Here is a 15,205-nt window from a genome sequence, read left to right on the forward strand (position 1 = left end):
AGCCTTCAACCTCCCGCGGGTTTCGAACCCGCGGGAGGTTCGATGCTGGTACAGGTACGCATAGCCGCCAGTGGTTCGCCAGTGGCTCCGGGGCCTATGGCGGCCGTGCCGTGTGCATGCTGTTGTCGTGGAGACACCTCAGGCGGGCGGGCTCGGCGCAAGATTTTCCGCGCAACTGCTCGAAAAGTTGCTTGTGGCTGCTCGAGGGGCGCTCCCGCGTCGCGGGCGGCCGGGCCAGCGGCGGCCCGCGCAATCGCCTCAGACTTCACTTCAGCCCCAGCACGTCGGCCATGGCGTAGCGGCCCGGCGGCTTGCCCGCCAGGAACTTGGCCGCGCGCAGCGCGCCGCGGGCGAACGTGTCGCGGCTCGTGGCGATGTGGCGCACCTCCACCCGCTCGCCCTGGCCGCCGAAGATCACCGTGTGGTCGCCCACGATGTCGCCTGCGCGCACGGCGTGGAAGCCGATCTCCTTGACCGTGCGTTCGCCGACCATGCCGTGTCGGCCGTGAACGGCCACGTCGGGGAGATTCCGCTTGAGGCCGGCCGCCGCCGCCTCGCCGAGGGCCAGGGCCGTGCCGCTGGGCGCGTCCTTCTTCTTGTTGTGGTGCGCCTCCACGATCTCCACGTCGTAGGCGTCGCCCAGCGCCGCCGCCGCCTCGCGCACCAGGCGCAGCAGCACGTTCACCCCCAGGCTCATGTTCGGCGCGAGCAGGCACGGGATGCGCGTCGCCGCCGCGTCGAGGCGCTTGTGGCCCTCGGCGCCCAGGCCCGTGGTGCCCACCACCACCGCGAGCCCGCGCGCCGCGCACCACGCGATCATCTCCAGCGCCGAATCGGCGTGCGAGAAGTCAATCGCCACGTCGGCCGCCACGTCGCAACGGGCCGATAGCGCGACGCCCAGCGGCGGCACGCCGGCCAGCGCCCCGGCGTCCTTGCCCAGGTCGGGGTGGTCGGGGCGCTCGAACGCGCCGGCGACGGCGAGTTCCCGGTCCTCGGCGGCCAGAGCGATGAGGCGGCGGCCCATGCGGCCCCCCGCGCCGTTGATCAATACGCGGACCATAGGAAGACCTCCTGTGCTGGGCGGAAGAAGCGTTCGTAGTGCGGGCTTCAGCCCGTATCTGCATCCAGGATACGGCCTGAAGGCCGCACGGCAAACCCCCGTTGCATCCCGCTGAGGCGTCAGTCAGGACGCGCTTGAGGGCCACGCATCACACTAGCGGAAATCGGCGGCAGGTTCAAGGGGCCTGCGGCGCCCTCCCGCCGCGAACGGGTGCCTTGCGGCCTGGCGGGACATCTGGCAGATGAGCGGGCGGAACCACGCCGGGTCGGCCAGGGCCTCAGGCGGAGCCGCAGGCGTCCCGCTTACGGTGGTCTTCGACAAGCGAGACGCTTGTCGCTGCACAGGAGCCTGCAACCTGATCCGCGGCCAGAGCAGTGCACAGGTTGATCACGTCTGAGAACGACACGCCTTCCAAGCGGCCGTTGTCGAGCCTGAGGAGGGGCCTCCTGCGGTTCATCTCGCGGTCCCCCCGCTGCCGGCGTGGAAGCTGGCGATGGCCTCGGAAGTGCGCAGGAACCTGTCGTAGACGCGCAGGCGGTGAATGGCGGGTCCGATGCGGAGGGCGGCCGGGCACACGGGCGCGAGGGCGTCGGGATAGCGCGCCCAGCCGAACTGGCGGGCCTCGCCGCCGTCGCACAGCACGCCGTCCACGACGAATGAGATGATCCGCGGCCCCGCATCCACGATGGCCACGAGGTGGTGCGGCCGGCCCGGCCGGAGGAGCCCGGGATCGCAGTCCCACGCGAAGCGCGTCTTGCCATTGGCCATCTCGATGCGCACCGAGCCCTTCTCGGCAGTGGCCAGGGCCAGGCCCTCCCCCTGGAGCAGCACCTGCCCGGCCGCAAGGCTGTCGAGCGCGACCCAGAGGTCGAGCGACAGGCCGCCTGTCTCCGCGGCGGGGATGGGGCGGGGGAGGGCGGTGCTCCCCGTCTGAAGCTGCTCCCGGCCCAGGTCCAGCACGAGGCCCCTGCGTGCGACCTCCTTCGCCTCGCCTTGGCGCCACAGCCCTTCCAGCAGGGTGGGATTGATTTCGTGGATGCGGGCGAGCGTCTTCTGCGTCTCGGTGACCCAGAAGCGGCCGTCCTGCTCGATGAGGTCGGGGTAGCTCATGCGCATCCTCGGCTCGGGGTCGTAGAGCAGAATCTCGGGCTGCGACCAGTGGAGGAAGCCGTCCTTCTCCACGCCCCCCGCGATCCAGGCGGGGTTCCGGTCCTCGAAGCCCTTGCCGCTGTGGTTGTGGAACCAGAAGAGGTACTTGCCGTTGGAAGTCTTCCACAGCTTGGGGCAGGCGCGCGGGGTCTTCATCTTGCGGCCGCCCGGGGAGCAGGTCATGTGCTCGGGCGTGGTCCACGTGCGGCCGCCGTCGCGGCTGTAGGCGTGGCAGGGATGGCCGGTGGTGGTGCGGTAGACGCAGTAGAGGCTTCGGCCGTCGGCCAGGGGCACGAGGTTGTGCTCTTCCTGCACGGAGCCGAACTGGGGCGCGCGAATGCCGTGATCGCCCTCGGGCAGCAGCTCCCAGCGGAGCTTCGCGGGGTCGGGTTCGGCGAGCAGGTTGTCGGAGCGATAGACCCAGCCCTCGCCGTCGTCGAGCATGTACTTGCCGAGCTTGGTGAAGGCGAAGAGGAGGTCGGCGCCCACGGCCTTGGGCTTGTCAATGCTCCAGAAGATCTGCACCGCGCCCTTCCAGTCGTTGGCGCGGTCGCAGGCGGTGACACGCATGGGCAGGCGGTGGCGCTCGCGCGACCACGTGCGGCCGCCGTCGTCGGACCATTTGAGCACAAACCAGCCGAGCATGTCGGCGCGGGGCAGCGGCTTGCCGTCGGGCAGCGTCGAGAGCTTGTCGCCGTTGTAGCAGTAGACGCAATAGACGCGCCCGCCGGGCGTGACGATGGGCGAGCCGTAGGACGACGAGGGGCCGTCGGCGGGCTCGATGTCCACAAGCGGCGACCAGGTCTTGCCCTGGTCGGTGCTGCGGGTGGCCACCATGTGCTCGCCCCGGGCCCCCTCGTGGCCGCCCGCGGTCGTCAGCGTGCAGAGCCACGAGCCGTCGCGGTTGACGACCACATAGGGCTGGTCGCAGTAGCCCTCGACGGGAATGGGGTGGCCCGTGCGGATATTCCGCGGATCGCGGTCTCGCGTGTCCACAGCCTGTGCCTCCTGGGCGAGCGCGACGGCCGCAAGAAGCGCCAGCGCCGCCGAGCGTGCCAGCGGGGGACATCGCCTGTGCATGAGCACCCCCTTGGCGCAGAAGCCGCCTCGTGCGAAGCGTAGCGGACCAGGCCGCGGGTGTCAATGGGCGATCGGGCGGTTTGACTCGGTCTGCGGGCGGCGCTACGATGGGCGCAGCGAGACAGGGCGAGGGAGACGGCGACGTGTCCAGGCCGCTCAGCGCACCAGAGCTTGCTCGGTTCTGCGAGGCCGTGGGGGCGGAGGCCGCGCGCGTGGCGCGCGTGGGCGCCGCGGCCGAGGCCCTGTTCGCCCAGACTCCGCACCTCCACGGGCTCACGAAGACGATGAGGCCGCTGCTCGGGGTGGCCGCGGCCGTGCGCCAGGCGGCCCGCCGCGGCCGGCTCCGCGGGGCGATGCGAGCCTGCCTGCCGGCGCTCACGCCGTTCGAGCGGCGGCTCGCCCTGGGCGCCGCAGGCGAGCCGGCGGCGGCACAGGACGGCGGCAACGGCCGCGCCGCGGCCGAGCGCGAGGCGGCGCGGCGGATGGCGGCGCTCCTGGCCCTCGCCGAGGCCGCCACGCTCTCGGGGGCGCAGGACGCCACGTTCGCGGCGGCGCTGGACGACGGGCGCGAACTCGAGCTCCTCGTGACCGGCGGCGGGGCCGTCCGCGAGAGCGTCGCCGCCGTGAAAGCGGCCGCGCCGGTGTGGAACGCCGCCATGGCCCGCCCGCTCCGCACGGCGGCCCTCCACGCCGGCAAGACGCTTCCGAGCCGCATGGCGCCGGAGGCGACTCTCGCCGCCCTGGCGCGGCGCACGCTCCAGACCCACTGGGAGGCCTTCGCCGCGCGCCTCTACGGCCTCGGGTGCCGGGACGACATCGAGTTCGTCCACGAACTGCGGGTCGCGCTCCGCCGGCTGCGGGCCGCGCTGCGGGTCTTCAAGGCGGCGATAGACGGCCTGGCGCGGGCTCTTCTGGGCGAACTGAAGCGGCTCGCCGATGCGTTGGGCCACGTGCGCGATGCGGATGTGTTCCTGGCCTTCCTCCGGCGCCGGGCGGCGGAAGCGCCCGAGGAGCAGCGGCCCTTCCTCCGCGGCCTCGAACTCGCCGAGCGGCGCAAGCGAGGCCGCTTCCTCCGCACCCTGCGCGACACCTTCGAGTCGGCCGAGTTCGCCGCGTTCCGCGAGCGGTTCGACCCCGTGCTGACGGGGCGCACGGCGGCCGGCGGGCTGTGCGCGCTCGCGAAGGGCGAAGAGCCGGCCGCCGCGCACGCGCCCAAGGCGCTGGCCAAGCGGCTGAGGTCGGCGGCGAGGCTGGGCCGGGGCCTCGCCCGGGCCTCGGCAGCGCGCCAGCACGCGCTGCGGATCGCGTGCAAGAAGCTCCGCTACACGGCCGAGTTCTTCGCGGCCCTGTATCCACACGGCCTCGCCGCCGTGATCGAGCCGATGGCCCTGATGCAGGACGCGCTGGGCGATGTGCACGACGCCGATGTTTACAGGGAGCGCGTCATCCGGTATCATACCTACCGGAAGGCCGAGGCGCACGAGCCGGCCACCGCGCGCGCGGTGGACGCGCTGCTGGAGTTCCTGGAAGCCCAGCGCGCCGACGCGCTCGGCAGGGCCGTGGACGTCTGGAGGTCCTTCACCACGGGCAAGAAGGCGCGCAAAGCGATCAAGGCCATCCTGTGAACCATCGCTCGGGGGGTCTGCATTGGGCAAGCAAGGGCGCGACAAGCTCTATCTCGGCGTGGACGTGGGCGGCACCAAGATCCTCGCCGCGCTGGTCGCTCCGAACGGCCAGATCGTGGCCCGCGAACGGAGCGAGACCCCGCGCGAAGAGCCGCCGCGGGCCTCGGTGAGGGCCATCCTGGCTGCCATGGACGGCGCTCTGGACGCGGCCGGCGTGAGGGCGAGCCGCCTCGCGGCCATCGGGCTCGCCATCCCGGGCGTCGTGGACCCCGACAAGGGGCGAGTGGTGGTCACCCCGAACATGAACCTCTCCGGGATGCAGATCGCCTCCGCCGTCCGCAAGGTCTACCCCGTGCCCGTGGCCGTCGGCAACGACGTGAACCTGGGCACCCTGGGCGAGAAGTGGCTCGGCGCGGCACGCCGGGCGAAGAGCGCCGTGGGCATCTTCGTGGGCACAGGCATCGGCGGCGGCGTGATCGTGGACGGCCGCCTCGTGCGCGGCGCCCGCGAGGCCGCCGGCGAGATCGGCCACATCGTCATGCTGCCCGGCGGCCCCCGGTGCGGCTGCGGCAACCACGGGTGCCTCGAGGCCCTGGCCAGCCGCTCGGCCATCGAGCGCGAGCTGCGCGCCGGCATGGCCGCCGGCCGCCGCACGTGCCTGAGCAAGCTGCTCGGCGGGAAACGCGGCCCCATCAAGAGCAAGGTGCTCCGCCGCGCCCTCAAGGCGCGCGACCCCCTGGTCACCGAGGTGGTCCGCCGGGCCGCCGAAATCCTCGGCTACGCCTGCCTCACCGTGCGTCACCTGGTGGACCCCGACGTCATCGTGCTCGGCGGCGGCGTGATCGAGGCGTGCGGCGGCTTCGTGCTCCCCATCGTGCAGAAGATCGTGCAGGCCGACGCACTCCCCGGCGCGCGCAAGGGCGGCGACGTCGTGCCGTCCGAACTCGGTGACGACGCCGTGGCGCTCGGGGCCGCGGCGCTGGCGATGGAGGCCGTCGGCAAGTCCCCGCTTCTATCCCCTTGAGGCCGAGCGTTGCCGTGACGTCCACGCCCAAGACCGAGTGCGCGCTGGCCCTGGCCCTGCGCCGCTGCGCCGACACCGCACACCTGCGCCACGTGGCGCGGCTGGCCGACCTCCTCTTCGACGCCCTGCGGCCCCTGCACAGGCTCGGAGAAGGCCCTCGCGAACTCCTGGCCTGTGCGGCCCTGTTGCATGATATCGGCCTGGATACGGCGATCACGGGCCACCATCGGGCCGCCTTGCGCCTCATCCTGGAAGCCCACCTCCCGGCGCTGAGCCTGGAGGAGAAACGGATCGTCGCCAACGTGGCCCGATACCACAGGAAGGCCTTGCCCTCGCCGAGGCATCCTGAGTTCCGCCTCCTGTCGCCCCCTGCCCAGGGACTGGTCTGCCGCCTTGCCGCGCTGCTCCGCGTCGCCGACGGCCTCGACCGCGACCACACGGGCGCTGTCGCCTCGCTCTCGGCCGCCCTCACGCGGCCGGGCGCGTGGACGCTGTGGATTGACGGCCCGGGCGACTTGGAGCATGCCGCCTGGGGGGCGGCCCGCAAGGCCGACCTCTTCGAGCGCGCCTATGGGGCGAAACTGGTCGTGACGCCGCGGCCCGACCGCGATGGAACGCGGAACGCGACTATGCTATGATCCCGCCGTGACAGGTGTCCCCTTCCTTCAGGAGGCTGACCGTGAGGATGCGACGTTGGTGCGTGTGGGCTGGGCTGTTCGTCGTCGTGGCCTGCGGTGCCGCGGGGCAGGTCCTGGCCGGCGAGGCGGAGGGCTGGACCGAGCTCTTCAACGGCAAGGACCTCGCGAACTGGGACGTCCTCGGCTGCGAGGCCGAGGTGCAGGACGGCGCGCTGCTCATCAAGAGCGGCAACGGCCTCGTCCAGACCAAGGAGCAGTTCGCGGACTTCGTGCTCGACGTGGAGTGGAAGGCCCTGAAGGCGGACCGGTGGGACTCCGGCATCTACTTCCGCTACACGGAGGTGCCGAAGGGCCGTCCCTGGCCGCCCCGCTACCAGGCCAACCTCGCCAAGGGAATCGAGGGCAATGTCGCCGAGCTCAAGGGCGCCTCGAGCAAGGGCCTGGTCAAGAACGGAGAATGGAACCGCTTCGTCCTCACAGTGCAGGGCACGAAGGCGAGCCTGGAGATCAACGGCAAGCCCGCGTGGGAAGCCGACGGCATCCAGGTGCCCAAGGGCTTCCTCTCGCTCCAGGCCGAAGTGCCCCAGGGCGGCCAGTTCCTCTTCAGAAACGTCCGCATCAAAGTGCTGCCCGAGACCAAGTAGGAGCCCCGGCGTGACCCCGAAGGAACGCGTCCTCACCACCCTGGCCCATCGCGAGCCCGACCGCATTCCCTGGGGCGAGCACTCGATTGACTACAACGTCTACGAGGACATCCTGGGCCGCAAGACCCTCGTCCAGGCCAAGTTCCGCGAGACCCTCGCCTGGTGGGAGGGCCGCCGCGACGAGATCGTCGAGTGCGTCAAGCGCGACCGCCTCGACCTCATCCGCGCGCTCGAGATGGACATCATCTTCATCAGCCGTGTGCCGCCCAAGGGCTACAAGCCCGAGCCGCTGGAGAAGCTCGACGACGACACCTACCGCGACAAGGCGGGCAACCTCTACCGCATCTCCGCCACCACCCACGACCTGATGCCCTACAAGCGCGTTGCCGCGCCCGCCGAGCCCCCGAAGATCGCCGACCTTGAGGCCACCCTCGACCGCGTGGAGAGCGAGCCGATCACCCTCCCCGACGAGTCCGAATGGGAGGCCGTCCGCCACATGGTCAAGGAGGCGGGCCAGACCCACTTCATCCTGCTCATGTGGGGCGACATCTCGTTCCCCTCGTTCGGCCACACGGACGAGGAGCAACTCATGAACCTCGCCCTCTACCCCCAGGAATGCGCCCTGATCACGAAGATCGCCGGCAAGCGGCTCGTTCGGGGCCTCGACCTGCTTGCCAAAGTGAACCTGGGCATTGACGGCATCATGCCCTGCGGCGACCTGGGCTCCTCCACCGGCATGCTCGCCAGCCCCCGCTGGTATCGCGAGCACGTGTGGCCCTGGCACAAGGCATTCTGCGACAAGGCCCACGCGATGGGGCTCAAGGTCCTCAAGCACTGCTGCGGCAACACCAACGCCGTGGAAGAGGACCTCGCCGCGGCCGGCTACGACGCGCACGAGGCCCTCCAGCACAGCGGGGGCATGGACCTCCGCGACCTCAAGAGGCGCGTCGGCGCCAAGATGACGCTCTGGAGCGGCATCTGGCACGAGCACATCATCCTGGGCACGCCCGAGGACATCCGCCGCGACGCCGCCTACGCCTTCGAGCACGCTGCCCCGGGCGGCGGCTACATCATGGGCTCCAGCCACTCGCTGGCCGTGGACGCCAAGCGCGAGAACATCCTCGAGATGAAGCGCTGCCGCGACAACTGGGGCGTCTACCCGATCGACCCGAAGCGGTTCGTGTGAAGCGCAAGACTCACACCACGTCCAGGCTCGTCATCGGGTGCCAGCCGTCGGGCAGCACGGGTTCGATGGCGAGGCGCACGCGGGGGGTGAGGGTGGCCGCGTCCACGAGGCCGATGTCCACCTTCGTCTCGCCGCGCTCGAGGGCGGGGGGGAAGACGATCTCGTCGCTGAACCAGGTGTGGTCGGGCATCCAGGCGCGCACGTCGGCATTGGAGAGCACGATGTGCTCCTCGCCTCCCTGCCGGAAGCGGAACGCGAGGCGATACGGGCGGTAGATTGGCGCCACGCCCACATTGTCCACGAACATTTCAAAGGCGATCCGCTGCCCAGGCTTGGCCTCCAGGGGCAGAATCATCTGCCGCAGGACGAAGCGGTAGCCCATCCGACGGTTGAAGGCGTCTATCTTCTCGCGCACCGCGTCGGGGATGTAGGACGACTTGGGCATGAAGACCGACAGGTGGTACTTGAGCCCCTGGTCGAGAATCCAATCCACGTCCCAGCCCTCCTTCACCCAGTGGCCCACGGTCCAGCACGTCTCGAGGGTCACGGGGGCGGTCTTCCAGGCATCGGCGACGCCGCACTGAACGACCTCCTTGGGGTAGAGGTCGAGCATGTGGCACCAGCACAGGTCGTCGGGCACGATGCCCGGGGCCTTCGCGCGGCTGAGGTCGCCGAAGCAGTCGGCCCGCCAGCCGATGCGGCGGCCGGTGTTGGCGGCGTGGGCGCAGCCGTGGGTGCCGAGCATCGAGACGAGCTGGGTCCGGCGGAAGCCGTGCAGATAGATGTCGGTGAGGCGTGCCGCGGTGTCGGGCGTCGCGTTGCCGCCGGTCTCGCCGCAGGGGCCGGCGTAGGCGATGTCGAAGCTCTCGAGATCGGGGTGGCCGTCGTAGCGTTCGGCGAAGGCGCGAACGAAGCCGCCCCAGTGCTCGAGGTAGAGCGGGTCGTTGGCGTCGGGCTCGCGGCGGCCCTCCATCTTGCCGCCGGCGAGGGCGCGGGCGCCGAGGGCCCAATACCAGTCGGGCATCGCCCGCACGTACGGCTGCACGCGCACCTGCACCGTCTGGCCCCGCACGCGCCCCGCCTCGAGGGCACCGTCCACTATGTCCCACCGGAACCTGCCCTTCTCGGGCTCGAGGGCGCGCCAGGTCCATCGGCAGTAGGCGAGCGTGGTGTCGGGGTATTGGGGGTTCGCCAGGTTGCCGTCGAAGGGTTCGAAGACCTCGGGGCCGTGCTCGTCGTCCCAGGTGAGACCCGGGAAGAGGGGAGCGCCGTTGAAGCGCTGGAACGTGGTGGTGCCCTTGTGGGGATTGGGCAGATTGGCGCCCGACTCCTTGGGCCGCACGCGCTGAATGACTTCCTGGGGGCCGAACACATCTCGCCACCTTGATCGGCCGGCTGCGCTCATGGGCATCTCCTGTGCGCACAGTCGAGAGACCTGCCGGCGGGAATCATAGCGGCGCGGCGGCCGGAGAGTCAAGCCCGGACACCCAGGTGCGGGGACGCCGGGCTGAAGACAGCCTTTCGCGGAAGCGCGCCCCCTGGCGGCTGGGTAACGCCTCAGACGACCGAGGCGGATTTTGCAGTGCGGCCTTCAGCCGTATCCTCAGTTTGTAGTGCGGCCTTCAGGCCGTATCCTCGACGTCCAGTACGGGCTGAAGCCCGCACTACGAACTGCCCCGCCCACTGAGGTGCGTGCCAGAGGCCCCACTTCATTCGGCTGCGGTGCCGGTTTCCGCTCCTTGACAGGCCCGGCGGCAGGGCCTACAATGTGCCCGGTGGCGTCGAGTCTCGAGTCGCCAATCGAGGTGCACTATGGGTGCCAGCATCGAGGCCCGCGCGGCGGAGTTCGCCCGGGAGTTCGCCGCGCTTCGGAACGCGGTCGGCCAGGTGATCGTGGGGCACGAGGAGGTGCTGGAGGGCGTGCTGACGGGCCTCTACGCGGCCGGCCACTGCTTGCTGGAGGGCGCGCCCGGCCTCGGGAAGACCCTGCTGGTGAGGACCCTGAGCGACGCGCTGGATGTGACGTTCGCGCGCGTGCAGTTCACGCCGGACCTGATGCCCGCCGACATCATGGGCACGAACCTGCTGGCCGAGGACGAGGCGGGGCGCCGCACGTTCCGCTTCCAGCCGGGGCCGCTGTTTGCGAACCTGGTGCTGGCCGACGAAGTGAACCGCGCGACGCCGAAGACTCAATCGGCCCTCCTCGAGGCGATGCAGGAGGGCACGGTCACGGTGGGCCGCGCGACGCATCCGCTGCCGGCGCCGTTCTTCGTGCTGGCCACGCAGAACCCGATCGAGATGGAAGGCACGTACCCGCTGCCCGAGGCGCAGCTCGACCGCTTCCTGTTCAAGCTCCTGGTGCGCTACTCGAGCCGCGAAGAGCTGAACACGATCCTCGAGCGCACCACGGAGGCGGCCGCGCCGAGGACCGGCAAGGTGCTGGACGGGCCCAGGGTGCTGGACGGAGTGGCCCTGGCGCGGCAGGTGGTCGTGGCGCCCCACGTGCGCGACTACGCCGCGCGGCTCGTGCTGGCGACCCATCCCGGCGGCGAGTTCGCGGTGGACCTTGTCAACCGGTTCGTCCGCTACGGCGCCAGCCCGCGGGGAGCGCAGGCCCTGATCCTGGCGGGCAAGGTGCGGGCGCTCGCCAGCGGCAGGTACAACGTCGGCTTCGAGGACGTGCGGGCCTTCGCGGCCCCTGCCTTGCGGCACCGCCTCATTCTGAACTTCGAGGGCGAGGCCGAGGGCGTGACGACCGACCAGATCATTGCGCAGGCGGTGGAGAGGACTCCTGTGTCGCCGGTGCGGTGAAGCCGAGCAGCGGCTGGAGGTCCCCCTCATCCAGATTGACGATGCGGAAGGCTCGGGTGAAGCCGCCCTGCGCCCAGAGCCGCGCGGCCTCCGCGGGGTCCGTGGCCACCCGCAGGTTGCGATCCGCGTAGTAGGTCACCTGGCGCAGATTGTGGTACCGGTCGGCCCAGAGCAGAATCCGGTCCTCGAACCGGGTGTTCGCCCGCAGGTGCTCGGCGAGCCGGGCCTGGCCGGGATAGAAGGCGTCGAGAGCTGCGCCCCGGCGCGCGGGCGCGAGCTTGTGCTGGGCCTCGAAGCCGGCGGCGGCCAGGAGCACCAGGGCCGCGAGGGGCCACACCGGGCTCCTTCCGCGGCGCCAGACTGCCGCGAGCGCCATCCCGGAAAGCAGGGCGATCGGGATGGCGAGATAGAACTGATAGTAGATGTGAACGTAAGCGCCCTGGCGGAAGGCCAAGACGTTGAGCAGCGCCCAGGCGGCCAGCGTGGCGACGAGCAGCAGGCCGCCGGAGCGGGGGCGGCCGAGGCCCAGCACGCACGCAGCCGCAAGGGCGGCGGATACCCCGCTGAAGCCGCGCCAGAAGTAGACGCCCATCCGGCTCACGAAGTCGGCGGCCCCGAACGAGCCCTCGGCGGCGCGGTCGCTCGCCCGGGTCCCGAGCCGATGGCCCAGCGCCCGCCAGAGCTCGCCCAGCCCACCCTCGACGAGGGCGACGTGGCCCAGCACCGCCAGGAATCCCAGCGCCCCGAAGGCGGCCGGGAGGAGCAGCCACGGCGCGCCCTTGCGCCGCAGGGCGGTGTGATAGGCGAGGAGCAGCCAGGGGACGGCGGCCACGACCCATGCGAACCACACGCCCAGGCAGGCCGCGGCCGACATCGCGGCGAGCCAGCGCCGCCGCCCGTCGCGTTGCCAGCGGAGATAGAGGAGCGTGAGCAGGAGAGCGAAGAAGGCCGCCGGGGCTTCGTGGTCGGGCATCCGGCCGTAGAGCGCGACCATTGGCTGAAGAACGAAGGTGGTCGCCGCGAGGAATGCCGCCGCCTCGCCGGCCACCTGGCGCGCGATGCGGTGCAGGCACGCCGCCGCCCCGAGGGTGAAGAGGAGGAAGAGCAGGCGGGCCGCCCCTTCGCTCTCGCCCAGCGCCGCGAAGCCCGCCGCCAGCGCGAGCGAGACGCCGGGCGGGTGGTGGGCGTAGAAGCGGAACTCGTCGGGCCGGAGCTGCCCCGCGTTGCACACCTGGCCGCCGCGCGTGGCGCGGAGGCCGTGGCGCAGGTAGTTCCGCGCGGCGGTGCTGTAGAGGGCGCCGTTGGCATCGAACGAGCCGTACCACCCCGCGCGAAGGCCCACGCCCATCAGGCACGCCCCGACGGCGATGGGCAAGCCCAGGCTGAGCACGGCAGAGGCACGCATCGCGTCCTCGCGAGGCAAGCGCTGGAAAGAAGCCGCGTGTTCGCCTATAATACGCCTCGGTGGGGCGGCGTCAATCGGCGGTTGCGGAGCGCGGCGTGCGAATCCTGCTGACGAACGACGACGGGATCAACGCGCCCGGCCTCGCGGCGCTGCGAAGAGCGGCCTGCGGGTTGGGCGAGGTGGCGGTGGTGGCGCCCGACACCGAGCGCAGCGGGGTGGCCCACTCGATCACGCTGGCCCAGCCCCTCCGCATCCGGCGTATCTACCACGGCGAGGAGTTCTTCGGGTTCGGCATCAACGGCGCGCCGGCCGATTGCGTGAAACTGGCCTGCCGTGAGATTCTGGGCGCGCTCCCCGACCTCCTCCTCTCCGGGATCAACCTGGGCTGCAACGCGGGCATCAATGTGCTGTACTCGGGCACGGTGGCGGCGGCCATCGAGGGCGCCATGCTGGGCATTCCCTCCGTGGCGTTCTCCGTGGGGGAGGTCGAGAAGCCCGATTTCGAGCAGGCGGGCCGCGTGGCGCGCGCAGTGCTCGACCTGGTGCTGGCCTCGGCCATGCCGCGGCGCACGCTGCTGAATGTGAACATCCCCGGCAGCGGCGCCGGCGTGAAGGGCATCCGCCTGACGCACCAGAGCCGCACGACCTACCACGAGCTCTACGAGAAGCGCCTGGACCCGTGGGGGAGAGCCTACTTCTGGATCACGGCGGAGCTGGCGCGCGACTACGAGCAGGAGCCCGAGAGCGACCTGCGCGCCTTGGCCGAGGGCTACGTGTCGGTGACGCCGCTGCACTACGACCTGACCGACTACGAGGCGATCCCCGCGCTGCGCGCGCGGTTGGACAGGGACTCCCCGCTCGGCGTGGATTGACGCGGCGGTCTCAGGTGGGCAGCCGCGCCTCGTGGGCGAAGCGGCGCAAGAGGTCGGCCTGGGCCTGGGTGAGGTTCTTGGGGGCCGTGATCCTGATCCGCACGTAGTGGTCGCCGTGTTCTCCGGCGGGGGTGGGCGCGCCTTTGCCGCGCAGGCGGAGCTTGGCGCCGCTGCTCGTGCCCGGCGGGATGCGGAGCTGGACCTCGCCCGCGAGGGTGCGGACGGGCACCGTGGTGCCCAGGGCGGCCTGGACGATGTTGATCTCGACATCGGAGTAGATGTCGTGCCCGTGGCGCTCGAAGAGCGAGTGGGGGCGGATGTGAATCTCCAGGTATCGGTCGCCGGGCGGCCCGCCGCCGGCTCCCGGCTCGCCCTCGCCGGAGAGGCGGATGCGGGCGCCCTCCTGCACCCCGCGGGGTATCTTGACGGAGAGGCTGCGCAGGCGGAGCGCGCGCCCCTGGCCGCCGCAGGCCGGGCAGGGATTCGTCACGCGCTGGCCGCGCCCCAGGCAGTCGGGGCAGGGCCGGGAGAACGAGAAGCAGCCCTGTGCGGCCTGCACCGTGCCGGTGCCGCGGCAGGTGGCGCAGGGCTTGGGCGTGGAGCCGGGCCGCGCGCCGGTTCCGCGGCACGTGGCGCACGCCTCGGCCCGCTGCACGCGCAGAGCCACCGTGCCGCCGTTGATGGCCGTCTCGAACGGGATCTCGATGGTCTGGACGATGTCGTCGCCGCGGCGGGGTCCGGCGGCCCCGCCCGGCGGGCGCTCGCCGAAGAAGCTGGAGAAGATGTCGGAGAAGTCGAAGCCCGCGGCGCGCCCGCCCTGTGCCCCCCGGGCGCCGCTCGAGCGCAGGAAGTCGCTCAGGTCCGAGAAATCGCCCGTGGCGAAGCCGCGCGCCCGCGCCTCGCGCAGGCGGTCGTACTGGCGGCGCTTCTCGTCGTCGCTCAGGACGTCGTGCGCGACCGAGATCTCCTTGAAGCGGCGCTCGGCGTTCTTGTCGCCCGGGTTGCGGTCGGGGTGGTACTTCTTGGCGAGCTTGCGGAAGGCGCGGTTTATCTCGTCCTTGGTGGCCTTCTTATCCACGCCCAGGCACTGGTAATAGTCTGGTTCGTCCATCGGCTCATGGCTCCCGGGTGGGCTGGCGATTGAAAGCTTCATTATAGGCGTGGAACAGCCTGGGCGCAAGACGGACGAGACAGGGGCGAGGGGGGAATCGTAAGCAGCTCTCGTTGCGGAAATCCCCGGAATGGGGGAGGGCTTGCTGCCCTTGTCCGTTCGACAAGCGGGACGCTTGTCGCTACGGGAATCCGCAGGAGAAACTGTCTGCGGAAATGGCCCACACCCAGGGGGGCGTGGCCCGCCGTCCTGGCAACATGGCCGCGAGGGCATCGCCCCTGCCCGCTCCCCGCCTGTATCACCCTGTGAGAGCGAGAGGGATGCGTGTGGGCGGGAACGACCACGGAAGGGCCAGGACGCCCCAGCTTCATACTTGCTCAACGGCGACGGGGAGGGAATTGAGCAAGTATGGGCGGGAAGGCCGTAGAGCCGCCCGGATCGCCAAAGCGCCATACTCGCTCAACGGAGAGGGGCCGGTTACGGTCTGCGCGGCGGTGCCCCGGCGCGCGGGTCCGTTGTGGCACCTGGGGGAAGCGGTGGACGGACTAGGAGCCTGTCCAAGAATCCGCGTGGGCTGCGTTGCCGGCGCCAGCGGGGCGG

At 71.1% G+C, this 15,205-nt stretch carries 12 protein-coding genes; 7 read left to right on the plus strand and 5 right to left on the minus strand.

The window, feature by feature from the left end:
- Positions 1-265 precede the first annotated feature (265 nt).
- Positions 266-1,060, minus strand: coding sequence for a 4-hydroxy-tetrahydrodipicolinate reductase (gene dapB / locus PLE19_22335; GenBank protein ID HPD17686.1), 795 nt, complete (start codon positions 1,058-1,060; stop codon positions 266-268).
- Between the two features lie 453 nt (positions 1,061-1,513).
- Positions 1,514-3,289, minus strand: coding sequence for an exo-alpha-sialidase (locus PLE19_22340; protein HPD17687.1), 1,776 nt, complete (start codon positions 3,287-3,289; stop codon positions 1,514-1,516).
- Between the two features lie 143 nt (positions 3,290-3,432).
- Between PLE19_22340 and PLE19_22345 the strand changes: the two genes are divergently transcribed.
- The 5 genes from PLE19_22345 to PLE19_22365 are packed head-to-tail and all read left to right on the plus strand — an operon-like array spanning position 3,433 to position 8,406.
- Positions 3,433-4,914 carry a CHAD domain-containing protein gene (locus PLE19_22345; GenBank protein ID HPD17688.1) on the plus strand — a complete coding sequence of 494 codons (1,482 nt, stop codon included), beginning with the start codon at positions 3,433-3,435 and terminating at the stop codon, positions 4,912-4,914.
- A gap of 22 nt (positions 4,915-4,936) precedes the next feature.
- A complete protein-coding gene (locus PLE19_22350; GenBank protein ID HPD17689.1) occupies positions 4,937-5,938 on the plus strand; it encodes an ROK family protein in 1,002 nt (333 codons plus the stop codon).
- 14 nt (positions 5,939-5,952) lie between these two features.
- Positions 5,953-6,576, plus strand: coding sequence for an HD domain-containing protein (locus tag PLE19_22355; GenBank protein ID HPD17690.1), 624 nt, complete (start codon positions 5,953-5,955; stop codon positions 6,574-6,576).
- A 47-nt stretch (positions 6,577-6,623) separates the two neighbouring features.
- Positions 6,624-7,220, plus strand: coding sequence for a DUF1080 domain-containing protein (locus tag PLE19_22360; protein HPD17691.1), 597 nt, complete (start codon positions 6,624-6,626; stop codon positions 7,218-7,220).
- A gap of 10 nt (positions 7,221-7,230) precedes the next feature.
- Positions 7,231-8,406 carry a uroporphyrinogen decarboxylase family protein gene (locus PLE19_22365; GenBank protein HPD17692.1) on the plus strand — a complete coding sequence of 392 codons (1,176 nt, stop codon included), beginning with the start codon at positions 7,231-7,233 and terminating at the stop codon, positions 8,404-8,406.
- A 10-nt stretch (positions 8,407-8,416) separates the two neighbouring features.
- Here PLE19_22365 and PLE19_22370 read toward each other — a convergent pair whose 3' ends face one another.
- Entirely contained in the window at positions 8,417-9,811 is a 1,395-nt protein-coding gene (locus tag PLE19_22370) for a DUF4832 domain-containing protein (protein ID HPD17693.1), read from the minus strand.
- A gap of 407 nt (positions 9,812-10,218) precedes the next feature.
- Here PLE19_22370 and PLE19_22375 point away from each other — a divergent pair, with 407 nt between their 5' ends.
- Entirely contained in the window at positions 10,219-11,217 is a 999-nt protein-coding gene (locus PLE19_22375; GenBank protein ID HPD17694.1) for an AAA family ATPase, read from the plus strand.
- Here the strand turns inward: PLE19_22375 and PLE19_22380 are convergent.
- Positions 11,171-12,622 carry a glycosyltransferase family 39 protein gene (locus PLE19_22380; GenBank protein ID HPD17695.1) on the minus strand — a complete coding sequence of 484 codons (1,452 nt, stop codon included), beginning with the start codon at positions 12,620-12,622 and terminating at the stop codon, positions 11,171-11,173. The two genes, PLE19_22375 and PLE19_22380, sit on opposite strands and share 47 nt — an antisense overlap.
- Positions 12,623-12,717: 95 nt before the next feature.
- Between PLE19_22380 and surE the strand changes: the two genes are divergently transcribed.
- Positions 12,718-13,494: a 5'/3'-nucleotidase SurE gene (gene surE / locus PLE19_22385; protein ID HPD17696.1), complete on the plus strand. Its 777-nt coding sequence runs from the start codon at positions 12,718-12,720 to the stop codon at positions 13,492-13,494.
- 10 nt (positions 13,495-13,504) lie between these two features.
- Here surE and dnaJ read toward each other — a convergent pair whose 3' ends face one another.
- The gene (gene dnaJ / locus PLE19_22390; protein HPD17697.1) at positions 13,505-14,605 is read right to left on the minus strand and encodes a molecular chaperone DnaJ; all 1,101 of its coding nucleotides are present in this window, start codon (positions 14,603-14,605) and stop codon (positions 13,505-13,507) included.
- Between the last annotated feature and the right edge of the window lie 600 nt (positions 14,606-15,205).

This window comes from Planctomycetota bacterium, assembly GCA_035384565.1.
GTDB lineage: Bacteria > Planctomycetota > PUPC01 > DSUN01 > DSUN01 > DAOOIT01.